The organism is Ruegeria sp. O6 (assembly GCF_056535045.1).
On record NZ_JBQERM010000005.1, the window covers coordinates 150,940 to 173,968 of the forward strand.

Here is a 23,029-nt window from a genome sequence, read left to right on the forward strand (position 1 = left end):
ATCAAAGTGGGCCCGTATACGTTCCGCGCGCCGGGTAGTTATTGCCCAAAGTGAACTTCAGACCACCCGCGATATCCGACATCGACGGACGTCCAAAAGGCGTGGTCTGCTGCCACCCAAAATAAAGCGTCCGGTCAGGTGCGATGTAAAAATGTCCGGGTTCCGCAAACAGGTCTGGTTCGGCACTGCCTTCGCGCCTGGTCGAGATGTTCAGCCCCCAACCCTCCCGTGCCTCAGACAGGGGCAGGCTGTGGCCTACACGCAGGCGGGAAACATTGGCTTTTGCTGCGGTTTCAGCGGCACGTTCGGCGGTATCGGTGGTGATCATGATAACCTCGACACCCAGCGCCGCGAAATCGTCCAGCGCCGCCTCGGCCTCGGTCATCTGCCTGATGCAGATCGGGCAATGCAATCCGCGATATTGAATCACCAGCGTTCCGTTTTCGCCCTTGTTGGTCTCGAGGTCGAAACTGCCATGGGCGACAGTTTCAATTTTCAGCGCAGGAACCAGATTTCCGGGTGTCAGCATGTGTTTTCCTTGTGTTTTGACAGGTCTGTCTCATTGACCCGATGCTGCGCAGACGCTAGGGCCTGTGCAACAAAACGCAAGGAGACCCTTCATGCCCAACCCCTCGCTCCTCATCCTGCCCGGAGACGGAATTGGCCCAGAAGTTATGGCCGAAGTGCGCAGAATCATCGATTGGTTCGGTGCCAATCGTGGTCTTCAATTTGACGTGAGCGAGGACCTGGTGGGTGGTGCCGCCTATGACGCCCACGGCAAGCCTCTGTCCGATGAGACCATGGCAAAGGCGCAAGAGGTTGACGCGGTTCTGCTGGGCGCCGTCGGCGGTCCGAAATACGACGATCTGGATTTCAGCCTGAAACCCGAACGTGGCCTGCTGCGCCTGCGTAAGGAAATGGACCTGTATTCGAACCTGCGCCCCGCGCAGTGTTTTGACGCGCTTGCCGATTTCTCTTCGCTGAAGAAAGACATCGTTGCCGGTCTGGATATCATGATCGTGCGCGAACTGACGTCGGGCGTCTATTTCGGTGAGCCGCGCGGCATCTTCGAGGAAGGCAACGAACGCGTCGGCATCAACACCCAGCGTTACACCGAATCCGAGATCGAACGCGCCGCGCGCTCGGCTTTTGAACTGGCAATGCGCCGCAACAAAAAGCTGTGCTCGATGGAAAAAGCCAACGTCATGGAATCGGGCATCCTGTGGCGCGAAGTCGTCACCCGCGTCGCAGCGGACTACCCCGAAGTTGAGCTGAGCCATATGTACGCTGACAACGGCGCGATGCAGCTTGTGCGCGCACCGAAACAGTTTGATGTGATCCTGACCGACAACCTGTTCGGTGACATCCTGTCCGACTGCGCCGCGATGCTGACCGGGTCGCTGGGCATGTTGCCTTCGGCCTCTCTGGGCGCGCCGATGGCTAATGGTCGGCCCAAGGCAATGTATGAACCCGTCCATGGCTCGGCCCCGGATATCGCCGGTCAGGGCAAAGCCAACCCGATCGCCTGTATCCTCAGCTTTGCTATGGCCCTGCGCTACAGCTTTGATCAGGGCGAAGAAGCGGATCGTCTGGAGGCCGCGATCGAGAAAGTACTGGCCGATGGTGTACGCACCGGCGACCTGCTTGCAGATGAGGGCGTTCAGCCCGTATCAACCACTGAAATGGGCGACGCGATCCTTGCGGCCTTGGATGCCAGCGTCTGAAACACGAAACAGCGAAATGACAAAAGGCGGTGCCCGATGCACCGCCTTTTTTCGTTTTTTCCCTCAGAGAAGGCTCTAGTTTCCACCGAAAATATTCTTCAGAAGATTGTTGATATCATCGGCAAAGCCTCCGCGCTTTCGGCGCGGTTGTGGCTGTGCGACCTGAACCGGCGGCGCTGGTGCCATCATCGGCAAGGGTGTCGGTGTCATCCCTTCGGTGACTCGCAGCATGGTTTCTCTCCAGATTTCCGCGGGCAAACCTCCACCGGTCACACCAGATAGGGGCGTGTTGTCGTCGTAGCCCATCCAAACGCCGGTTACGTAATCCGCAGTAAACCCGATGAACCATGCATCCCGCGCCGCCTGGGTTGTGCCCGTTTTGCCCGCCACCTGCCAGCCGGGCAACTTGGCCCGTCCACCTGTGCCCTCGGACACCACACGTTCCATCATCCATGTCAGCTGTTTGGCAGCCGCGTCGTTAATCACCCGTTCACCGATACCGGTTGTCGTAACCATGACAGGTGCTTCATCACCCAGTAGCTTCAACTCGGTCAGGCCATAAGGTTCAACGGCAGAGCCGCCGTTCAGAATACCTGCATAAGCCCCCGTCATCTCAATCAGCGTGCTTTCCGACGCGCCCAGCGCCAAGGCCGGACCTTGCGCCAGATCGCTGGCAATGCCAAAACCACTGGCCACGGTGCGGACGTTATCCAAACCCGAAATCTCGGCAACTTTCACCGCCGGAATATTCAGCGAGTTCTTCAACGCATCCGCCAGTGACACGCGCCCGTAGTACTTGTTGGTATAGTTCTTGGGGCACCATTGACCGGACCCGGGAATGTCCACGCAGTAAGGTTCATCCATCACCGTATCCAGCGGCGAATAGCCGAGTTCCAGCGCGGTGGCGTAGACAAAAGGTTTGAAGGACGAACCGGTTTGGCGCTTGGCGATGGTGGCCCGGTTGAACACCCCGGCAACCCGTGTTTCTCGGCCGCCGACCATGGCTCTTACCGCTCCGTCCGCGGACATAACCACGATGGCCGCCTGCGCCTTGGAGCCTTCGCGCACCTTTTCCTGAAAGATGAATTGCAAAGCCTCTTCCGCCGATCGCTGAATCCGCTGATCCAAAGTCGTCTGAATCACAACATCTTCGGTTGTGTTGTCGCCAAAATAACTGGGAAGTTCCGAAACAACCCAATCTGCGAAATAGCCGCCCGCTCGGGCAGCAGCCGCTTCAGACAGTTGCGCCGGGCGCGTACGCGCTTCGCTGGCTTGTGCGGCGGTCAGATATCCCTGATCCTCCATCAGACCGATAACCAGCCGCGCCCGATCCTGAGACCGTTGCAGGTTGTTGGTCGGCGCATAGCGTGTAGGCGCAACCAGCAGACCAGCCAGCATCGCGGCCTCTGCGGGCGAAACCTCGGCGGCAGATTTTCCAAAGTAGCGCTGGCTTGCGGCTTCGAACCCACGCGCGCCTGCGCCAAGAAAGGCGCGGTTCAGGTAGATCGTCAGGACCTCGTCCTTGGAGTATTTCACCTCCATTGCCAGCGCATAGACAGCCTCCTTGGCCTTGCGCCACAAGGAACCCTGACGGCAGTCGGCCTCATACGCGGCCTCGGAATCCCAATCGCTGGGATCATAGGGAACACCCAGACACAGCAGTTTCGCGGTCTGTTGCGTGATCGTCGATCCGCCATGCCCGGACAAAGGCCCGCGGCCTTCTTTCAGGTTGATGCTGACCGCGCTGGCGACACCACGCGGGCTGACCCCGAAATGCCGGTAAAATCGTTTGTCTTCGGTTGCGACAACCGCGTTTTTCAGATGCGGAGACACGGTATCGGCCGTGATCACGCCACCAAACTGATCACCACGCCAGGCAAAGACCTTGCCGTCACGATCCAGCAAGGTCACGGACCCCCGCGCACGCCCATCCAGCAAGGCATCCACATCCGGCAACGTGGCGTAGACGATACCCACCGCCAGCGCGAGCAGCATGGCCGAAATCGCACCGACACGCCAGGTCAGGCCCCAGATCAGCCGCCAGATCCACCGGAACAAACGGCGAAAGATACCACCGCCTTTGCCCCCTGATGACTTGCGGGTTTTCCTGCGTGTGGTTTTGCGCGTGGCCGTTTTGCGCGCCGTCGATTTCTTGCCCGCCGCGCATTTGGTCGCCGCCGGTTTTCGGCCCTTTGAAGGGTACCGTCTATCCGCGACCAATGTCGGCTTGCGGCGCTTGGACTCAGTCATGCTCAAACTCTGCCCGGTTATACTTTTTGGTCACCATACCTCGACAACCGCAGTATGTAGAGGTCCGAATTTCCGGAATTTCCCCTCTCTATAGTGCTCAATTATTAGTCGCAACGGCTGTGTTGTGCAAAAATTGTGCAACTTCGCATTATTTTCCGACAGGTTTTGGCCCCGAAAGCGTTTCTTACTGCGCCGCGGCGCGCTTTTTTTCTGCAGGTGCAAACAAGCCGGTCCCACCGGACAATCAGAGGGGAAAGACGTGAAACTGATCATTGCGACAATCAAGCCGTTCAAGCTGGAGGAGGTGCGCGAAGCACTGACCGAGGCTGGCGTGCGCGGCATGATGGTAACCGAGATCAAGGGCTTCGGCTCACAGTCCGGTCACACCGAAATCTATCGTGGTGCCGAATATGCGGTGAACTTCGTGCCCAAGATCAAGCTTGAGATCGTGGTGCCTGCGACAATGGCCGACCAGATCGTCGAGACCATCACCAAAACCGCCAAAACCGGCAAGATCGGTGACGGCAAGATTTTTGTCCTCGATGTCGAACAGGCGATGCGTGTGCGTACCGGGGAAACCAACGAGGACGCGCTGTAAGTGCGCCCACTCACAATCATTCGAGGACTGACAATGAACCTGATGAAATCTCTCATCCCTGCCGCCGCCATTGTTGCGCTGCCGCAGATGGGTCTTGCGCAAGAGGCCGCCGCAACCGGCGAAGCGGCACAGCACACCCAGTATATCTTTACCACGCTTCTGTTTCTGATGGCGGGCTTTCTTGTTTTCTTCATGGCTGCAGGTTTTGCCATGCTGGAAGGCGGTCTGGTGCGATCCAAGAACGTTGCCATGCAGATGATCAAGAACGTGGCATTGTTTTCATTTGCCGCAATCATGTATTGGCTGATCGGATTCAACCTGATGTATCCAGGCGACGGCTGGTCCATCACGGGCTGGCTTGGCCCGTTCTTTTCGACCACAACGCTTGATGCGGTTGGTGTTGCGCCGGCGGATGCGGCACTGGACTATGCTTCGGTCGGTTCAGACTTCTTCTTCCAGCTTGTGTTCGTGGCCGCGACCGCATCCATCGTTTCCGGCGCCGTGGCGGAACGGATCAAGCTTTGGCCTTTCCTGATCTTCGTCATCGTGCTGACAGGCATCATGTACCCGATTTCCGGTTCATGGAAATGGGGCGGCGGCTGGCTGGATGCCAAGGGCTTCTCAGACTTTGCCGGTTCGACCATCGTACACTCGGTCGGTGGCTGGGCTGCGCTGGCAGGGGCCCTTATCCTAGGCCCGCGGATCGGCAAGTACAAAGATGGCAAAGTTCACCCGATGCCCGGCTCTAACCTGGCACTGGCGACCCTGGGAACGTTCATCCTGTGGCTGGGTTGGTTCGGATTCAACGGCGGCTCGCAGCTGGCGATGGGAACCGTGGGCGATGTATCGGACGTGTCACGCATCTTTGCCAACACCAACATGGCCGCGGCTTCGGGCTCGGTTGCAGCGCTGATCCTGACCCAGGTTCTGTACAGGAAGCCTGACCTGACGATGGTGCTGAACGGCGCACTGGCCGGTCTGGTCTCGATCACGGCCGAGCCGCTGGCCCCGACCCTGTTCGGTGCCCTGTGGATCGGCGCCGTGGGTGGTATCATCGTGGTCTTCGCGGTCCCGATGCTGGACAAGCTCAAGATCGATGATGTTGTCGGTGCCATCCCGGTTCACCTGTTCTGTGGCATCTGGGGCACCATCGCCGTCATTTTCTACGGTGACGCGAGCCTGGGCTCGCAGCTTCTGGGCATCGTCGCATACGGCGTTTTCACCTTTGTCGGCGCACTGATCCTGTGGACGATCCTGAAATCCACCGTCGGCATCCGTGTCAGCGAAGAGGATGAGATCAACGGCCTCGACATGGCTGAACTGGGAATGGAAGCATACCCCGAATTCTCGAAAGGCTAAGCCTTGCCTTCACCTGACAAAAAACCCGGGCGTTCGCGCCCGGGTTTTCGTTTCAAATGTCGCGTCTGCGTCTACACCCCGACATCCACTATTGCTTTGGCCAAAATCGGCACAGTCGCTGCGTTCAGCCCGGCAATGTTCAGGCGACTGTCGCCGACCATGTAGATACCGTGTTCAACGCGCAGTTTCTCGACCAGTTCCGGGGCCGCACCCAAGCGCGAGAACATGCCGCGGTGCTGGGCGATGAACCCAAACCGGTCGGATCCGGCCAGACGCTGCAACTCGTCAGCCAATTGCTGGCGCAGGCCCAGCATGGACAGGCGAACCTCTTCCAGCTCAGTTGCCCAGTCTGCCCGCAACGCCTCATCCATAAGAATGGTCGTCACCACGCGCGCGCCGTGATCCGGCGGGAAGGAGTAGTTCTGGCGATTCAAAAACGCCAGCGTGGCCTGATTCAACGCCGTTTCAGCCGCGTTGTCACTGACGGCCATCAGCAACCCGGTGCGCTCGCGATAAACGCCGAAGTTTTTCGAACATGACGCCGCAATCAGACATTCCTTTACCGATGAGGCCACCAGCCGCACGCCTTGCGCATCCTCTTCCAGACCGTCACCAAAGCCCTGATAGGCAATGTCGATCATCGCAACGAGGCCCAGCGCATTGATCAGGTTCACGACCTCCTGCCATTGCACCATGTTCAGATTGGCACCGGTCGGATTGTGGCAGCAGCCATGCAGCAAAACCACGTCACCCGCTTTGGCGGTTTTCAGGTCTGCGATCATCCCATCGAAATCGACGCCCCGAGTGTCTTCATCGAAGTAACGATACTGAACCGTTTCCATCCCAAGGTAATTCAGGATCGACAGATGGTTGGGCCAGGTCGGGTTCGACACAAACACACGTGCCGAAGGGTTCGCCATCCGGATCAACTCGAACGCCTGACGGCAGGCACCGGTGCCTCCCGGTGTCGCCACTGCGGCGATGTTGCCGCGTGGCACAGAAGTACCCAAAATCAAACCGATCATCACATCCGCATAGGCCGGATCACCGGCCAGACCGGTATAGGCCTTGGTTTCCTGTTCTTTCCAGATGCGCTGTTCGGCGGCTTTCACCGCGCGCATTACCGGCGTCACGCCTTCGGCATTCTTGTAGACACCAACACCCAGATCGATCTTCTGATCGCGCGGGTCTTCGCGGTACATCTGCATCAGCGCCAGAATCTTGTCGGCGGGCTGCGGTTTCAGGTTCTCGAACATCAGTTCTCTCCGGTTGCGACGGGCAGGGTCGGGAAGGCACCCCATTCAGCCCAGGAGCCGTCATAAAGCGAGTGGTCTTTCTTGCCCATGCGTTCCAACGCAAGGCTGAGAATCGCGGCCGTGACGCCAGACCCGCAAGAGGTGATCACCGGTTTCGACAGATCGACACCTGCAGCCTCGAATATGGCGCGGCAGTCCTCGGGCGACTTCATTGTTCCGTTGGCGTTCAACAACTGCCCAAAGGGCACATTCCGCGAGCCGGGAATATGGCCCGAACGCAGCCCTTCGCGCGGCTCGGGTGCGGTTCCGGCAAACCGGTCGGCCGAGCGGGCATCGATGATCTCGTGATCTGCCAGCTTGGCGGCGGCGGAAACTTGCGTGACGTCCCGGACAAGCTGGTTTTGCACGCGAACAGTCATGTGGCGGTCGCGAATGACCGGAGGCAGATCCTCGATCTCGCGCCCCTCGGCCTGCCATTTTGGCAAACCCCCATCCAGAACCGCGATGTTTTCCTGCCCCATAAGACGGAACAGCCACCAAACGCGCGCTGCGGACATCAGCCCGGCACCATCATAAACCACAACCTGATGACCATCACCGACACCCATGGCCCGCAGGCGTGACATGAATTTTTCGACCGGTGGCGCCATATGAGGCAAGTCGGAACGGTGATCTGATATCTCATCAATATCGAAGAACCGTGCTCCGGGGATATGCCCGGCATCATATTCGGCCTTGGCATCACGGTTTTGCGCGGGCAAATACCACGACCCGTCCAGAATCCGCAGATCCGGGTCTTTCATATGCGCGGCCAGCCATTCGGTGGATACGAGGGTTTTTGGATCGTCCTGCATCAAAGCCTCCCCTAAGCGAGCTTGGGGTTTCCCTATACCCCGTGGCATGGGCGTTCAAGGCTGGATAGCGCTAGCGCTTGTTGACCTCAGGAATTATCGCGCCTTGCGCAGGCGGAAATGCTGGATGATGCCGATGACACTGATCACAATCCAAAACCCTTCGATCAGCATCGAGGCCAGATTGAAATTCTCAAGCAGCGAAAAGACGATCAGGACAGACCCCAGCAGGTTGATCACCGGAAAGGCCAGGTCATCGGAATTCATCATCCGCATCTGCGTCGCGAAATACGCCGCCACCACGATCAGCGCCCCGAATGAGCCGATGGCATCCACGATGGTAAGTGTGTCAAAGATAGCCGTCATACCTGGGCCGTGCCATTTTCAGGAGATTCAGTGTGTTGCGCATAGTGATGCATGTTTAGAAACGCGGCTCCTTGCGAACCGGCGCGATACCCGTGCGGCAGGTCCGCAGCAAAGCGCAACCCCTGCCCGGCCTGTAAGGGCACCCATTCCTCGCCACGCAGAATTTCCAAAGTACCGCTGAGGACAAATACTTCCTCGGTCACCCCGGCGGCATGAGCCGGGGATTCGTGGCTTTGGTTCGCGGCAAGGTTCACGTGAAAAGTCTCGGCTCCCAGTGCGGGATCGAAGGGAAAGACGATCTTGACCTCGATACTGCCGGGAAAGGTTACAGTCTGAAAGACCGATGGATCGCCCAGCGTTGTGTCGATCAACCCGCTGAGCGGTATCTGAAAGCCTTTGGCGATTTTCCAAAGCGTGGCGATCGTTGGGCTCGATTCGCCGCGCTCAATCTGGCCAAGCATGGCTTTGCTGACCCCGGTCATCTCGGCGACTTTGGACAGGCTCAACCCCGAAGCTGTCCGCACATCCCGTAATTTCAGCGTAATGTCGTCCATAGCCATACCCGCGCCCTGCGATTTACCTTGTACGTTATAACGCACATGTGCTACGTGCGCTATAACGTACGAACCCCGAATTATGCAACCCGAGGCAACAGGGAAAACAGCATCATGCCAATGTACCGATCCAGAACCTCTACCCATGGCCGCAACATGGCTGGCGCACGTGGCCTTTGGCGGGCCACAGGTATGGGTGACGACGATTTCGGCAAACCGATCATCGCCATCGTCAACTCATTCACCCAGTTTGTGCCGGGTCACGTGCATCTGAAGGACCTGGGCCAGATGGTCGCGCGCGAGGTCGAAGCCGCAGGTGGCGTGGCGAAAGAGTTCAACACGATCGCCGTGGATGACGGTATCGCCATGGGCCATGACGGGATGCTGTATTCGCTGCCCTCACGCGAAGTGATCGCGGATTCGGTCGAATATATGGTCAACGCCCATTGTGCGGACGCTATGGTCTGCATTTCGAACTGCGACAAGATCACTCCCGGCATGCTGATGGCCGCCATGCGTCTGAACATCCCGGCCATTTTCGTCTCAGGCGGTCCGATGGAAGCGGGCAAGATCGACATCGCCGATCTGGAAGCCAAGAAGATTGACCTTGTGGACGCTATGGTGGCCGCTGCGAACGACAAGTTCACCGACGAGCAGGTTCAGCACATCGAAGAAAACGCCTGCCCCACATGTGGTTCATGTTCGGGCATGTTCACCGCGAATTCGATGAATTGTCTGGCCGAGGCGCTGGGTCTGGCCCTGCCGGGTAACGGCTCGACTCTGGCGACGCACGCAGACCGCAAAGAACTGTTCCTTGAAGCCGGCCGCAGGATCGTCGAGATTACCAAGCGCCATTACGATCTGGATGAAAAAGGCTTTCTGCCCCGTGAGATTGCCACCTTTGATGCGTTCGAAAATGCCATGAGCCTTGATATCGCCATGGGTGGATCGACCAACACGGTGCTGCACCTGCTGGCCATCGCGCATGAGGGTGAAGTTGACTTCACCATGGCCGATATGGACCGCCTCAGCCGTCGTGTTCCCTGCCTCTGCAAAGTCGCGCCCAACACCGAAAATGTGCATATGGAAGACGTCCACCGTGCCGGTGGTATCTTCTCGATCCTGGGTGAGCTCAGCCGTGCGGGCCTGCTGCACAACGAATGCAGCACCGTGCATTCGGCCACGATGGGAGAGGCGATTGCCAACTGGGACATCACCATCGCCAACAACCCCAAGGCACAGGAACTGTTCAAGGCCGCCCCCGGCGGTGTGCGCACCACACAGGCGTTCAGCCAGTCGAACCGGTTCAAGGAACTGGACACTGATCGCAAGGGCGGCGTGATCCGGTCCAAGGAACACGCGTTCAGTCAGGACGGTGGTCTGGCGGTTCTGTTCGGTAACATCGCCCGCGACGGCTGCATCGTGAAAACCGCTGGTGTGGATGCCAATATCCTGCAATTCACTGGCTCGGCTTACGTGTGCGAAAGCCAGGATCAGGCAGTCAGCGATATTCTCACTGGCAAGGTGAAAGAGGGCGACGTGGTGGTGATCCGCTATGAAGGCCCGCGTGGCGGTCCGGGGATGCAGGAAATGCTGTACCCGACATCCTATCTGAAATCGAAGGGTCTGGGCAAAGCCTGCGCCCTGCTAACCGACGGGCGGTTTTCGGGCGGAACATCCGGTCTGTCGATCGGCCATGTCTCGCCCGAGGCGGCTGAAGGCGGAGAGATTGGCCTGGTCCAGAATGGCGACACGATTGAAATCGACATCCCCAACCGCTCGATCAATCTGGCCGTGTCAGATGAAGAGCTTGCCGCCCGGCGCGAAGCACAGGACGTAAAAGGCTGGGTGCCTGCTGCGCCGCGCAAACGCAAGGTGTCTACCGCGCTGAAGGCCTATGCCAAGCTGACCACCAGCGCGGCAAAAGGTGCCGTACGCCAAGTCTAAACTGACACATTACCGGTCTGCTGACGCGGCAGACCGGTAAGCCGATCATGCACAGGCGCTCTCGGGCCAACCAGAGCAGATGTTTCGCAAGAAACGTTGACAGAGGACGAGGCATCCAGCCTTAAGATCAATCGCCCAGCTTGGCGTGAATTTCGTCCAGATCGATTTCGCCGATCGGCATCTTGTTGGCCGGGTTTTCGAAATCGTATTTGAACAACTCGAAATCCTGCTTGTAGATCTCATAGACCAGATGCATCGACAGGTCGTCGAAATAATCCTCGACCGGATGTGCGCGCTTGGGGCCGTGGCCTTCGGATTCGTTGAACCGGGGTATTTCGGACAGCGAAACTGAATGCTTCAGCTTGGTATTGTCCAAGACACCCTGCATCCCGTCGTTGAACGCTTCGGTCCAGAAGATCCGATCATAACGGCCACCGTTCACGATGAAGGTCGACACGTGACCAGACATGGCCGACCAGTGAATGTCCGGGTCCATCGGGCGTCGCCAGCGGATGGTATCCCGCGCAAACAGCAGGAACCGGCGAAAGCTGGCGATTTGGTCAAACTCTCCCTTGCCATCGTCACCGCCCACCTCGATCCCGTAATTGTAGATCAGCGTCGGCACCAGATTGCCACGATACCGTTTGCCGTTGCGCTGAATCCCGCAGATCTTGTCGAAAAACGAGCTCAGAATACGCGTGTATGGGTTGCGCACACAGGTAAAGGAATACGAAGCATGATCGCGCACATTTTTGGAAATCAGATCCTGGCTCTGATCAAAGGCCCATTTGTGCATGCCATCCTTGGCGTCATGGATGTCACCGTCAAAGAACTGGCCGTGATCCGAATAATACATGATCTGCCCAATGGTCGAGCAGGCGCATTTGGGCACGACGCGGTACACCATGCTTTCGCTCTCGGTCATCCAGGTACCGGGAAAACCCATCTGCTGTGCCTCCTACGCTGGTCTGGTCTCAAACCGATATGCCAGCTTTTGATAACAAGGAACCAAAATTATTCTGTTTATTCAATCGCTCATCCTCAGTATCACGGTTGAAACCGGGCAGAAACGGAAATTACCTAACCTCGATGGCGAAGATTGCTTATATATTGCTATGCCATAAGGACCCTGATGCAATCATTGCACAGGCTGAACAGCTGACCGCTGCGGGCGATTGCATGGCTATTCACTTTGACGCCCGTGCCAGCGCCGAAGCCTACGGGCGCATTCGTTCCGCGCTGGATCAAAATCCGAACGTGACCTTTGCCAAAAGGCGTATCAAATGCGGCTGGGGAGAATGGTCGCTGGTGCAGGCCACGCTGAACGCCTTGCAGGCTGCTGTCGAAACCTTCCCCCGCGCCACGCATTTTTACATGCTGTCCGGTGATTGCATGGCGATCAAAACGGCAGAATACACCCATCGGTTTCTGGATGATCACGACAAGGATTTCATCGAAAGCCACGACTTTTTCGAAAGCGACTGGATCAAGACCGGCATGAAAGAAGACCGGCTGATCTATCGCCATTATTTCAATGAACGCACCCAGCCGAAACTGTTCTACGCTGCCTATGAAACGCAGAAGCGTTTCGGGCTGACGCGGCAAATTCCCGAAGACCTTCAGGTTATGATAGGCAGCCAATGGTGGTGTCTGCGCCGCCGAACGGTCGAGATGATTCTGGACTTCCTGCGACAGCGCAGGGACGTGATCCGGTTTTTTGCGACCACCTGGATACCCGATGAAACCTTCTTTCAAACGCTGGTACGCCATCTGATCCCGAAGGGTGAGATCGAAAACCGTACTCCGACATTTCTGATGTTTTCGGATTATGGAATGCCCGTCACGTTCTACAACGATCACTATGACATGCTTCTGGGTCAGGACTATTTGTTTGCCCGCAAGATCAGCCCAGAGGCGCATGAGCTGAAAGAGCGTCTCGGCTCACTTTACGCGAGTGAGGGCATCGACTTTTCCATCTCGAACGAGGGGCGCAGTCTGTATGCGTTTCTGGCCGGCCGGGGGCGCATCGGGCGCCGGTTCGGGCAACGTTTCTGGGAGGCCGGAAGTGTTCTGGGCCCCGACCGAGAGCTGTTTGTGATCGTGTGCAAGAAGTGGCATGTCGCCAAAAGGCTGGTCGATCAGATCGCGTCTGAAACAGATATCCCCTGCGTCGAATACCTGTTTAACGAAGAGGAAACTCAACTGCCTGATCTGGGCGGTATTGAAACGACGCTGACCAAGCGCTCGCGCCATCGGCGGGCCGTTGTACGAATGCTTTTCGAAAGTTTCGGATCAAACCAGTTGGTTCTGTGCCTCGACCCGGCCAATCTGGACGTAGTTCAGGATTTCAGCGGTGATCAGGCCAAAACCCATGTGCTTGAGGTCGAATGCGAATATTCGGACGAATACCTGATCGGACATGCGCGCCGCGTCGGCTTGGCGGGGGACAACAGCCCGGTCGAGACTGTTTCCCATCTGCTGCCGACACTTCGCAACGATCTGAGTTACGAGTCCCAACAAATCCGCGCCGCCGGTTTGGACAATTACCTGCGACTGCGGGAAACCACCCAGCGCGCCGAAAACGTAGCTGTCATATCCGAATTTCTAGGGGTGGACGAAGAAAAGGCCAGCGCGGTTATGCGGCTGGACTACCTGTTCGCCGATTAAACGGAAGATCAGCATGAAATCCGACAGCTTTTCGGCCCCCTTCGGTGCATAAGGTGCACCGCATATTTGCCTGCCGGAGCGGACGGCCTAAACCCAACATCACTGCCATCGTGATTTTTATTCAAAAATCGGATACTGTGCAGCCAATTGGGCCAATTTGCTTATACTTTTTCTTTGGCAGGCCGGCCCTGGCCAGTGACAGGCAAAAACAGACCCGCCCTTTATTCAGAATGACGGGTATCTGCACATCGCAAAACCCGAAAGCCCCGGCTGGCCGCACTTAGACATTTGAAACGCAACTCCGGGGGGAACAGTTGTGCTTATAGATCAAATTGAAACGTCCAGATCATATATCCCAAATGACGCAGACTGGAACCTGATATACAAGGTTCTGCCGGGCGAGGCCAAGATTGCCGACCCGTCAGTTATTAACCCTCATTTCGAATGTATCGAGGTGACCGACAACACGGTTCTGCCAGCAAGCGGCATGTATGTTGTTCTGCGCGGTGTGGTTCAGCTGCGGCAGAATGGAAATCCTTTGGCCAGCGCGGATGTCGGTGACTATTTCTATGAAGAGCACCTTCAGATATCGGACATTCCCGTCAGCCTCGAAGCGCTTGCGCTGGACGGATCGCGGCTGGCTTTTCTGTCCAGCGAGAACTGGCGGCAGATACCAGAGGAAATCCGGCAACCCTGCTTCGCCACGATGTTCGGCGATCTGGTCAGTGTTCAATTGCAGAATTTCCAGCAGCCGATCAATTGTTGCAGCGTGACGGCTGCCGCCCTCAGCATGTCCGCGTTGGGCTTCAGTTGCGAAGTGAACGACATTTTCCGTGAATGCGCGCTGCCTTCGTCTTTCGTCGTCAATGACGGTATCTCACTGGGTGAGCTGTTTGACGTCGCCTGTACCTACATTCATTCGCAGGGCTTGCGGGACAGTGTTCAGGTTCAGGCCTATTTCATGGACGAGGACACGACAAACGTGCAGCTGTTGCTGGATGCGATTGACGAATCCAACCGGCTGGGTGGTGACAATGATATTCTGGTGGCGAATTTTCAGGTCGGCGTCGCCCATGGCAAAGCGAATATGCCGGGCGGGCATTTTGCCGTAATCGCCAAGTGCAACCCAAGCACTGGGCTGGTGCACATGATGGACGTACATCCTGAGAAATACGGCAAGCTTTGGGTTACAACCGCAGACCGGCTTTGGAAGGCGATGTCGGACCGTGACGGAACCTCGATGCGGTCGCGTGGCATTTTGCGCTTCTCGGCGCGTGCCGCGGTCAAGACGCATCTGAAGACATTCAAGCAACGATGCAACTATGTCGACAGCACGCTCTATCTGGCAAAAGACCCCAAGAAACGGCGCAACCTGTTCCGCCGCGCCACTCCGAACATGAACTCCTTAGGTGTGTTGGTGGAAAGCCTGGCCATTCACGGCGATGACAAGGTGGACGAAGACGAGCTGCTGCGGGCCACCGAAGCCTCTTTCACGGATGTTGTCTCACGGGTGGCCACGGCCGCGGACATGCACAACATGGCCCAGAAATATCTGAACGCGGCTGAAAACATACACCTGAGCAGTTCACTTCGCAGTTTCGGAACGCGCGAGGACACATCGATCCTTACCCCCGAAGACTGGTTCAAGATGCAACTACAGGGCCTGGACGCCAACACGGACCGTCACCTGATGATCAATATCGACTTTAATCGGGTAACCGGGATCGAAGCCATCCGCCCGCCGGTAAACGTTTACCGGGAAACCGCGTTGCTCGAAGAATTCTGGTGCCTGTGTATCGCATATGATGAAGCAACCGACCTTGTGACGATCGTCGACATGAGCCCCGCAACGTCACAGGTCTGGCAAGCCCCTCGTGGCAACATCTTCCGCGGCCTGCGCGATCTGGAGGACCCGGCTTTGCTGGTGATCGAAACAGTTGAGCCGCCCGAAGATCCCGGGGATGTCGCCAGCATTATCCGGAACAACCCCATGGTTCTGTTTTATGAAGATGAAGACCCGTGGTCCTACATGCTCAGAAGTGTTCTTTCGAACATCGGTGCGACCAGCGTAAAGCAGGTGGATGTGGGCGGTCGCGACCCCAACGCGATAAAGATGCGACGTCAGCTGATATCTTTAGGTGAAAAACCCAAAGTTCCCTACCTGTTTTTCCAAGGCCAGTGCATCAGCAAAGGCGAAAAGCTGGAAGACATTGTGGACATGATCAAGGCGGGTCACCTTCAGGACCGCATGATCGAAGCGGGTCTTCCCGTTTCCAAGCTTGAAGAGACACCCAGCCTGAACAAGAACATGTTCGGCTATCCCAAAGGTGTGATGAACGAGGTAAGCAGCGGCAAACGCAACGTGCTGCTTTGTGCCTGCGGGTCATCGGCGGCAGACAAGATACCAGAACTTGTTGAACGCATCGTCGACGCCGGACACAATGTCAAACTGATCCCTTCTACTTCGGCTGAAAAGTTTTTTCGGGACTTCGGCGCTGAACGGATCGACGCCAAGATCACCCATAACGACTATTACCGCGACGATGATGAATGGAACTTCCGTTACATGGAATTCGACATGCCGGTGCGAGCGTCTCATCTGGCGCTATGCGACTGGGCCGATTGCGTGATCGTCGCTCCTATCACCTGCAACACCATGGGCAAAGTGGCAAACGGGATCGCCGATAACCTTCTGACCTCGGTCTTTGTGGCATGGCAGTACCAGAAGAAGCCCGTGATCCTGTGCCCGGCCTGTAACACGAATATGTGGAACAACATCACCACCCAGAACAATGTCGCAAGGCTGAAGACACTGGGCATTGATTTCATAGGTCCCCGGGAAGGCCGGCTGTCAAACGGTCGGATGGGGATTGGCATGATGGCCACACCTGACCAGATCATGGAAGCACTGGGCGAAGCGTTCGAAGAACTGGACGACCAGAAATACCGCGTGTGCAAATGGGCACGAGAGGCTGCCGCCGCTGATGATATCAATGAATGGAAACGTGTGTTCCGCGCCATCGATGAAGGTGTCGTGGGCATCAATATTGTGGACGAAGCCCACGGCGATTCATTGCTACATTATGCGGCCGGTGGCGAAGGAGAATTGAACGAAGGTGGTCACGATCTGGGCAAGCCAGATTATGAAGCGGCACAGGATTTGATTGACCGCGATATCGACGTCAATATCGTCAACGACCACGGTTTCACGGCATTGCATGTGGCTGTGATGAACAAAGCCCCAAGGATGGTCGACATCCTGTTGCGCGCCAAAGGCATGGATGCAACCTCGTGCATTAAATTTGTTCAGGGCATGGATATCACACCCGAAATCCAGACCATGCTGGATGCTTGGGCGCGAGACCACAACCTTAAGATAAAAGACGCAGAACAGGGCCGTGACGAAACCTTTGTTGCCGTTCAGGAACCCACCTATCTGTATTTCACATACGGCTCCCTGAAACAGGGGTTCCCGAACCATGAGGCTCTCAGCCGGGTCTTGAATGACTTTGTCGGGCCTGCCCGCACGCGGCAACCAATGCCACTGATCGTTCCAAACGAACCTTTCTGCGACAATCCGAACTGTGGCTTCCTGCACCGAATGGCGACCCTTGTCGATCAGCAGGGCATGGGCAAACAAGTAAGCGGAGAGGTTTACCGGGTGACGGAATCGGGCCTGCACGAACTGGACAAACTGGAAGGTTATCATGGTCCGGGCTCACCCAAGAACGTCTATATCCGCAAAAAGATCAACGTGATCGTGGATGGGGTGATGAAACCCGCCTACGCCTATGTGATCGCCGATCCTGAAAAGTACATGCAAAACTGGCGTGACGGAAAATCAGATGTTATCAGCGACTACACGCTGGATATGGCGCAGGGTGAACCCAAGCCCGGATTCGAGCCGGCTATCTAGTTTTCCGCTGTGCTGACTGGTGGCGGTTTCGGGCTTTCCTTGGAACTGAGATTATAAGCCGTGATCACCACCATACAAAGCAGCACGAACGGCCAGAACCCGGCCTTGGGAATAAGGTTGTCCCGATAGTGGATGATCCGCAACGATGTCTCAACGTCGGACGCAAACAGGTATGTATTGACCGAAACTGCCAGCAGCATGAAGTACATAAGGAAAAAGAACGACTCCATGTAGATCACGGGAGAGCCCGCGAACCCTTCGCGCAACTGCACATGGGCCAGCAGGATCACGAAAAACAGAACCGAGCAGGTTCCGATCACGCTGGAGGTGCTGAAATCGTGCCGATCGGCGAGCCCTTCGCGGCGCGTGACGGTCATCAGCGCCCCGAACAGCAGCATTGTCACGACAAGAAGCGGGACCATGTGCACGATAAACGCGTTTGCGAAATTGCGCTTGATGACGAAGTTATAATGCAGCTCGGGCATGTTGGTTTGAGAGGCGTTCTGAGCGATGCCCAACGTCGTATCCAGGCTTGACAACTTATAGTCGAAATAGGTGTTCTCACGTTCCCACGTACCCATCACGATCTGACTGTCGATGCCGAAAATATCATCCGGCCCGGTCGCGGTATATGCCTCAAGGTCGGGAACCAGCGCAACATTGATGTCAAAAGATGCAGGCCAGAAGCGCACCCAGACCGTTTTGTGATCAAAGGGGTAACGGGTGTAGTCAAAGCTCTGACGAAGGGTTTGTTCAAAGTACCACCCGATCAGCAGGCCATCCTTTTGCGGTAGCCGATAGGCCTCTTCGATCAGACCATTTGCTGTATCGACCGCTTCGGGCAGAAGGAAACCGATCTCTCCCTCGGCTGGGCGGATCCTGTCATGTTCACCGTCGATGTAGTGCTGCCAGATGTAGCCAGTGACCTGAACATCGCTGGCACCAAGAAAGCTGAACGATTTGATGAAGATCCCCGTTTTGACGCGGTAATCTGGTGCCGAGTCCAGCTCACCGAGAAAGGCATCCACTGATGCCTGATCCGGAAGCTGCGTTGGGTCGCCTTCAAAATGGTTCAAGTCGATCCAAAGCCTGAGCAACAGACCGGCCAGCCCAAGGGTCAGCAAGCCAGAAATCAGCCACACCTTTCTTTCAACGCTCATTCAGCCTCCTGCCTTGTCGCCTAATCAGCCAGAAACCCCACTGAACCCAGAAGGGATTGCGTGATACCCATAGCGGTAAACTGCGTTGTCAGATCGGCATACCCCCCGTGTTGTTTGGGCAGAGTGTTCTGCTGTCCGCTTTCAGCCAGCAGGCGTGTTTGACGAATGGACAGATCGACCATTGGCAAAGGCTCGGAGGTCGTGAAGGCTGCAAGCCCGTCCGCATATTCAAGTGCTGCGTCCCAATCGCCGCGCGCCAGCATGACGGCGCAAGCGTCCGAGTAAAAATGCAAGTGACTGTGCCCCACACATCCCTCGGCAATGATTTCAGACCCCAGGTTCAACAAGCGCGTTTGCTCATCAGGGTTTGTCTCGGCCATTGCCAGAGCCGACAGAGCTTTGGGCCCTACAAAGTTCCGCCCATGTTCAAGCGCGATTTCAACCGCGCGACGACCGGCCGTACGCGCGCGGTCTGACTGTCCGGCATAAACCTGTGTTCGCGCCAGATGTTCAAGGGCCTGCGCTTCGAGTCTTTTTGCCCCGACGCGTTCCGCAATTTCAGCTGAAACACTGAAAGCGTCCAGCGCCTGATCAAGGTTGCCCAGAAAGGTCTCGGCCACGCCCAGGCAGGTCTGTGCAACGCATTCCGGAACAAAGGCAAAGTACTTTTGCGAGACTTCGATGGCCTCAATGGCGTCCGCCTTGCCCTGTGCTACGTCCCCGGTGTAACTGCGCGCGACGCTGAGATTGTGCAGATTGGCGGCCAGATCGCGGACCAGCCCTTTTTCGCGCGCCCGCTCAACAGCCTGCGTATAAAAGCCTGTCGCTGTCTTCATGGTGGCTTTCATGAAGTTTGCATCACCAAATCCGCTTAGCGCCCCTACCTCAAGGCGGGCAGAGCCAAGTTTGCGGGCAAGCGTCAGGGCGCGTTCATTGGCGCTCAGCGCTTCCTTGTCCCGGCCCAGAGGGAAATAAACATTACCGCGCACGTAGCTGATCTGAGCCACATCCCGCTCTGACCCGCAACGCTCGGCGGCGGATTCAGCCATATCGAGTGCCTCCAGGGCATCCTGATACAAGCTGGCTTGCCGTGCGGCCTGCGCCAGCCCGATATGCGCGCGGCTGATTTGCTCATCGGTTTCGGCAACCCGGGCAGCTTCCCGAAATTCACGCAGTGCGTCGCCGGACAGACCCTGAAGCCTGTGCGTCTCAGCACGAGCGCACAGCAGGTCGAACCGGACACCTGCAGGGGACGGCAGTTCCAGGGCGCGTTCGATCAATGGGCTGGCATCGTCGAATCTGAAGGCCTGGATCAGTTTGTCCGCCGCCTCCAGATACGCCTGCGCGGCGTTATTCGCTCCGGCCCGGTCCAGATGCTGTGCGCACAGGGTCGCATCGCGATCCTCGAACCACTTGGCGGCCTGCCTGTGCAGGCGCGCGCGCTCGGATTTGACCAACGTCGCATAGGATCCATCCCGGATCAGCGCGTGGGCGAACATAAGGTCAGGCCCTGCCTCTCGGACCAGCGCGGATCGGATCAGGCTGGTCGTATCCAGATGCCCTTCACCCAGAATGAAGTTCAGAACTTCTGGCGAGAACCGCTGCCCCAATACCGATGCGGCCTGAATGGCGGCGCGGCTGGTTCGATCCAGTGCATCCAGTCGGGACTGAACGATCCCCTGAATACTGCCGGGCACGCCTTGCTGGGTAAGTACATCCGTATTGCGCAACAACTGTTCAAGAAACAGCGGATTGCCCCCGGCGCGTTTGACACAGGTGTCCAGCAACTCGGGGTCGATGGCCGTGAATTCTTCGACCAACAGTCTGGCCTGTTCCTCCCCCATCGGCGCCAGTTCCATCTTGGACACCAGCGCGCCATCGGTTGCCATTTGCCAATCCCGGTCAATCGGATCGCCTTCGGCCCGGCTTGTCATCATCAACACGCAAGGGATATTCCGCGTCGCCGCCGCTATATGAGAGCAGGTCATCAGGATCTCGGGCGAGGCCCAGTGGATGTCCTCGATCTGGATCAGCAAGGGGGCTTCCTGGCTGCTGGCCGACAGCAACTCTTCAATGACCTGCCGCCGTCCGCGCAGGCGGGTTTTATTGTCCATCACCGCAAACACCTCAGCCAGACCCGAATCCTGCTCCAGCTCGAGCAGCGCATTGAGGTGTGCGGCATTCGGGGGGCTGACCCAGCCCCTGGCGATTGCGTCCCTAGCCGCTGCGGCACCTGTTTCCGCGCCATCTGCCGGGTCAAGACCCAAGATACTGCGGGCGACCATCTGAATGGCCGAATGCCCTTCGCGCGCGCCGAAATCCATCACGACACCGTTGTGGATCGTGTAGGACTGGCCGGATGCCAGCTCAGCAACCTGCTCGGACAAATGGGTTTTCCCGATCCCGGGCTCACCCAGGATCACATGGACTTCGCCCTTGCCGTGACGCTTGCATCGGTCAAATGTGGCAGAGAACACCGACAATTCCCGCTCGCGCCCGATGAATTTGTGACGCCGTGTGCGAATGTTCCGGGCCAATCGATCCAGACGCCAGACTTCAACGGGATCATTCAGCCCTTTGATGGCCTTCACACCAATGGATTCGCCCACGAATAGCGGCCCCAACGCGCGCTGAATGTCGTGTGAAACCAGAGTCTCACCCCCCGCGGAAATATCCGTCAGGCGGGACGCCAGATTCACCCCGTCTCCTGTAACGGTGTATTCCGTATGCGACTGACTTCCGGTCGTACTGGCAATGACTTGACCCGAGGAAATACCGATGTGGCAGGAAAGCGGCGGTGACAAGGTCGGCAGAGCTGCATGTATCTCGGCAGCAGCACGCGCGGCCCTTTCGGTATCATTGGTGTGTGAAATCGGCGCTCCGAAGACGGCCATGACCGCATCGCCGATATGCTTGTCTATACGACCACCGTATTTTTCGACGACATTGTCCACTTTGCTAAAGAATTGATTCAGCAGCGCATGCAGATCTTCAGCATCCAGCTCGCTGGATAGTTTCGTGAATGCGGTCAGATCGGCAAACATCACAGTAACCTGTCGCCGCGCGGGCTCGAGCTGTGCAGCAGATTCAGGTTCTGCTGAGGTTTGGCTGGCATCAATCTGTTCGATGGCGCGCAGCAGCCGCCGCCGATCACCGACGGCCGTCACCCCAATTTCGATCAAATCCTCGGCCGTCAAATCAGGCAGGATGGAGAAATCGATTTTGTTGTCTGCGAAGGCCTGCGCGTACTCGTTTAATCCAATTGCGCTCAGCCAGCCCCTCAGGTCCTGAGACATGTTGCCCCTCTGAAGTCCCCCACTTCATTCAGGAACCTAGCATGTGCGCCGCTTCGAGTCTGCTAGAACCTATTTAATTTATGCTTTTGAGCAGGGTTAATCCAAAACTGGCTCCTGCACCAAGCCAGCGTTTCCAAAACCGCTCGACAGGATATACGAACAGCAGGCCTGGGTGATCTCGCGGAAGCGGGCTCTTTCCCGACGGTAAATATATACCTCTCGCTTGTCTGGCAAATCTGAAATCGGGCGAAAGGCGACCGCATCCGGGATGAACTGTGCGACGGTCTGCGGCAGGACCGTGATCCACTGGCCTGCCCTGACAGTCGTGATCAGGGAATGCGTGTTGTGAATGGTAACCTCGGCCCTGTCCAGGATCTCTCGGAAAGGCGCGGACTCGATAAAGTCGCACAAGGCGTTTCGCACGAAGGGCGCCGCCATCAGGTCACAGATTTCAGGCGGTTTGGCCCGTGTCATAAGCGGATGATCAGAAGCTGCGACCAGTCCGAACCGATCCTGAAACAGCGGCTCGGCACTGACCCCGTTCAGGGGATGATGACCGGATGCAATGCCGATGTCCGCCTTATCCCCGGCAACGGCGTCCAGAACCTGTTGCGAATCCCCGTCTCGCAACTCGATCTTCAACCCGGGAAAGCGTGATGTCATATGTCCCAGCAAGGCGGGAAAGACCAAGGCCCCCACCGACGGCACGGATACGATGCGGATCAACCCTTGTTCCGCCTGCGCCGCCATTTCTATGTTCTGAACAGTCTGATCAAAATCGCGCACTTGTTTGAGAGCAAGGTCCAGAACTTGCTGACCCAGTGGCGACAGGTGGTTTTTTCGTTCACCTTCAAACAGTTTCTTACCCAGATGATCTTCAAACTGCTTCAGCATCATTGAGACGGCGGATTGCGTCCGACCCAGACGGCTGGCAGCCTCGGCAAGGTTTCCGGTTTGGGCCACGGTACAAAAACACCGCAGCATCTCGACTTTCATCGCCATACTTCAAACTTTCTGAAGTTTTCTAAAGTTATTTGAGTTTGACTGATGTTGATCGAAAGTTCCATCCTGACCCAAATCGAAAT

Annotated in this window: 16 protein-coding genes; 6 read left to right on the forward strand and 10 right to left on the reverse strand. The window is 57.0% G+C overall.

What is annotated here, in order from left to right; all coding sequences use genetic code 11:
- Position 1: 1 nt before the first annotated feature.
- Positions 2 to 529: a redoxin domain-containing protein gene (locus ACR0DY_RS08975; protein WP_267364240.1), complete on the reverse strand. Its 528-nt coding sequence runs from the start codon at positions 527 to 529 to the stop codon at positions 2 to 4.
- A gap of 91 nt (positions 530 to 620) precedes the next feature.
- Between ACR0DY_RS08975 and leuB the strand changes: the two genes are divergently transcribed.
- Positions 621 to 1,724: a 3-isopropylmalate dehydrogenase gene (leuB, locus tag ACR0DY_RS08980; protein ID WP_209507247.1), complete on the forward strand. Its 1,104-nt coding sequence runs from the start codon at positions 621 to 623 to the stop codon at positions 1,722 to 1,724.
- Positions 1,725 to 1,799: 75 nt separating this feature from the next.
- Here the strand turns inward: leuB and ACR0DY_RS08985 are convergent, their stop codons facing one another.
- Positions 1,800 to 3,974 (reverse strand): transglycosylase domain-containing protein, encoded by a 2,175-nt coding sequence (locus ACR0DY_RS08985; protein ID WP_480483880.1) that lies wholly within the window; start codon positions 3,972 to 3,974, stop codon positions 1,800 to 1,802.
- Positions 3,975 to 4,233: 259 nt separating this feature from the next.
- On the opposite strand from ACR0DY_RS08985, the gene ACR0DY_RS08990 reads away from it, so the two are divergent.
- The gene (locus ACR0DY_RS08990; protein ID WP_209507249.1) at positions 4,234 to 4,572 is read left to right on the forward strand and encodes a P-II family nitrogen regulator; all 339 of its coding nucleotides are present in this window, start codon (positions 4,234 to 4,236) and stop codon (positions 4,570 to 4,572) included.
- A 33-nt stretch (positions 4,573 to 4,605) separates the two neighbouring features.
- Complete coding sequence (locus ACR0DY_RS08995) at positions 4,606 to 5,931, forward strand: ammonium transporter (RefSeq protein WP_480546248.1); 1,326 nt, start codon at positions 4,606 to 4,608, stop codon at positions 5,929 to 5,931.
- Positions 5,932 to 6,002: 71 nt separating this feature from the next.
- Here ACR0DY_RS08995 and ACR0DY_RS09000 read toward each other — a convergent pair whose 3' ends face one another.
- The 4 genes from ACR0DY_RS09000 to ACR0DY_RS09015 form a co-directional block, all read right to left on the reverse strand.
- On the reverse strand, positions 6,003 to 7,187 hold the full coding sequence (locus ACR0DY_RS09000) for an amino acid aminotransferase (RefSeq protein WP_480539449.1): 1,185 nt from the start codon (positions 7,185 to 7,187) through the stop codon (positions 6,003 to 6,005).
- Positions 7,187 to 8,041 (reverse strand): 3-mercaptopyruvate sulfurtransferase, encoded by an 855-nt coding sequence (gene sseA, locus ACR0DY_RS09005; protein WP_480483877.1) that lies wholly within the window; start codon positions 8,039 to 8,041, stop codon positions 7,187 to 7,189. Before sseA ends, ACR0DY_RS09000 begins: the two co-directional genes overlap by 1 nt.
- A gap of 93 nt (positions 8,042 to 8,134) precedes the next feature.
- Entirely contained in the window at positions 8,135 to 8,404 is a 270-nt protein-coding gene (locus ACR0DY_RS09010; RefSeq protein ID WP_480483876.1) for a CBU_0592 family membrane protein, read from the reverse strand.
- A complete protein-coding gene (locus tag ACR0DY_RS09015; protein ID WP_480546251.1) occupies positions 8,401 to 8,964 on the reverse strand; it encodes a helix-turn-helix domain-containing protein in 564 nt (187 codons plus the stop codon). The genes ACR0DY_RS09010 and ACR0DY_RS09015 overlap by 4 nt, the downstream gene beginning before the upstream one ends.
- Positions 8,965 to 9,072: 108 nt before the next feature.
- Here ACR0DY_RS09015 and ilvD point away from each other — a divergent pair, with 108 nt between their 5' ends.
- Positions 9,073 to 10,905 carry a dihydroxy-acid dehydratase gene (gene ilvD, locus ACR0DY_RS09020; protein ID WP_480488176.1) on the forward strand — a complete coding sequence of 611 codons (1,833 nt, stop codon included), beginning with the start codon at positions 9,073 to 9,075 and terminating at the stop codon, positions 10,903 to 10,905.
- 127 nt (positions 10,906 to 11,032) lie between these two features.
- On the opposite strand, the gene ACR0DY_RS09025 is transcribed toward ilvD, so the two are convergent.
- Positions 11,033 to 11,851: a sulfotransferase family protein gene (locus ACR0DY_RS09025; protein ID WP_209599235.1), complete on the reverse strand. Its 819-nt coding sequence runs from the start codon at positions 11,849 to 11,851 to the stop codon at positions 11,033 to 11,035.
- Between the two features lie 143 nt (positions 11,852 to 11,994).
- Between ACR0DY_RS09025 and ACR0DY_RS09030 the strand changes: the two genes are divergently transcribed.
- Entirely contained in the window at positions 11,995 to 13,572 is a 1,578-nt protein-coding gene (locus ACR0DY_RS09030) for a DUF5928 domain-containing protein (protein ID WP_480546253.1), read from the forward strand.
- Positions 13,573 to 13,888: 316 nt separating this feature from the next.
- Positions 13,889 to 17,488 carry a flavoprotein gene (locus ACR0DY_RS09035; protein ID WP_480898130.1) on the forward strand — a complete coding sequence of 1,200 codons (3,600 nt, stop codon included), beginning with the start codon at positions 13,889 to 13,891 and terminating at the stop codon, positions 17,486 to 17,488.
- On the opposite strand, the gene ACR0DY_RS09040 is transcribed toward ACR0DY_RS09035, so the two are convergent.
- The 3 genes from ACR0DY_RS09040 to ACR0DY_RS09050 form a co-directional block, all read right to left on the reverse strand.
- Positions 17,485 to 18,648 (reverse strand): hypothetical protein, encoded by a 1,164-nt coding sequence (locus tag ACR0DY_RS09040; RefSeq protein WP_480546257.1) that lies wholly within the window; start codon positions 18,646 to 18,648, stop codon positions 17,485 to 17,487. The genes ACR0DY_RS09035 and ACR0DY_RS09040 overlap by 4 nt on opposite strands.
- Positions 18,649 to 18,668: 20 nt before the next feature.
- On the reverse strand, positions 18,669 to 21,944 hold the full coding sequence (locus ACR0DY_RS09045) for an adenylate/guanylate cyclase domain-containing protein (RefSeq protein WP_480546259.1): 3,276 nt from the start codon (positions 21,942 to 21,944) through the stop codon (positions 18,669 to 18,671).
- 96 nt (positions 21,945 to 22,040) lie between these two features.
- The gene (locus tag ACR0DY_RS09050; protein ID WP_480483868.1) at positions 22,041 to 22,946 is read right to left on the reverse strand and encodes a LysR family transcriptional regulator; all 906 of its coding nucleotides are present in this window, start codon (positions 22,944 to 22,946) and stop codon (positions 22,041 to 22,043) included.
- Positions 22,947 to 23,029 lie beyond the last annotated feature (83 nt).

What these genes read in the sequence shown, in the direction of transcription:
- leuB (WP_209507247.1), top strand. Translation starts at nt 621, where the DNA reads ATGCCCAACCCCTCGCTCCTCATCCTGCCCGGAGACGGAATTGGCCCA.
- ACR0DY_RS08975 (WP_267364240.1), bottom strand. Translation starts at nt 529, where the DNA reads ATGCTGACACCCGGAAATCTGGTTCCTGCGCTGAAAATTGAAACTGTC.
- ACR0DY_RS09050 (WP_480483868.1), bottom strand. Translation starts at nt 22,946, where the DNA reads ATGGCGATGAAAGTCGAGATGCTGCGGTGTTTTTGTACCGTGGCCCAA.
- ACR0DY_RS09040 (WP_480546257.1), bottom strand. Translation starts at nt 18,648, where the DNA reads ATGAGCGTTGAAAGAAAGGTGTGGCTGATTTCTGGCTTGCTGACCCTT.
- ACR0DY_RS08995 (WP_480546248.1), top strand. Translation starts at nt 4,606, where the DNA reads ATGAACCTGATGAAATCTCTCATCCCTGCCGCCGCCATTGTTGCGCTG.
- ACR0DY_RS09025 (WP_209599235.1), bottom strand. Translation starts at nt 11,851, where the DNA reads ATGGGTTTTCCCGGTACCTGGATGACCGAGAGCGAAAGCATGGTGTAC.
- ACR0DY_RS08985 (WP_480483880.1), bottom strand. Translation starts at nt 3,974, where the DNA reads ATGACTGAGTCCAAGCGCCGCAAGCCGACATTGGTCGCGGATAGACGG.
- ACR0DY_RS09000 (WP_480539449.1), bottom strand. Translation starts at nt 7,187, where the DNA reads ATGTTCGAGAACCTGAAACCGCAGCCCGCCGACAAGATTCTGGCGCTG.
- ilvD (WP_480488176.1), top strand. Translation starts at nt 9,073, where the DNA reads ATGCCAATGTACCGATCCAGAACCTCTACCCATGGCCGCAACATGGCT.
- sseA (WP_480483877.1), bottom strand. Translation starts at nt 8,041, where the DNA reads ATGCAGGACGATCCAAAAACCCTCGTATCCACCGAATGGCTGGCCGCG.
- ACR0DY_RS09030 (WP_480546253.1), top strand. Translation starts at nt 11,995, where the DNA reads ATGGCGAAGATTGCTTATATATTGCTATGCCATAAGGACCCTGATGCA.
- ACR0DY_RS09045 (WP_480546259.1), bottom strand. Translation starts at nt 21,944, where the DNA reads ATGTCTCAGGACCTGAGGGGCTGGCTGAGCGCAATTGGATTAAACGAG.
- ACR0DY_RS09010 (WP_480483876.1), bottom strand. Translation starts at nt 8,404, where the DNA reads ATGACGGCTATCTTTGACACACTTACCATCGTGGATGCCATCGGCTCA.
- ACR0DY_RS09015 (WP_480546251.1), bottom strand. Translation starts at nt 8,964, where the DNA reads ATGGCTATGGACGACATTACGCTGAAATTACGGGATGTGCGGACAGCT.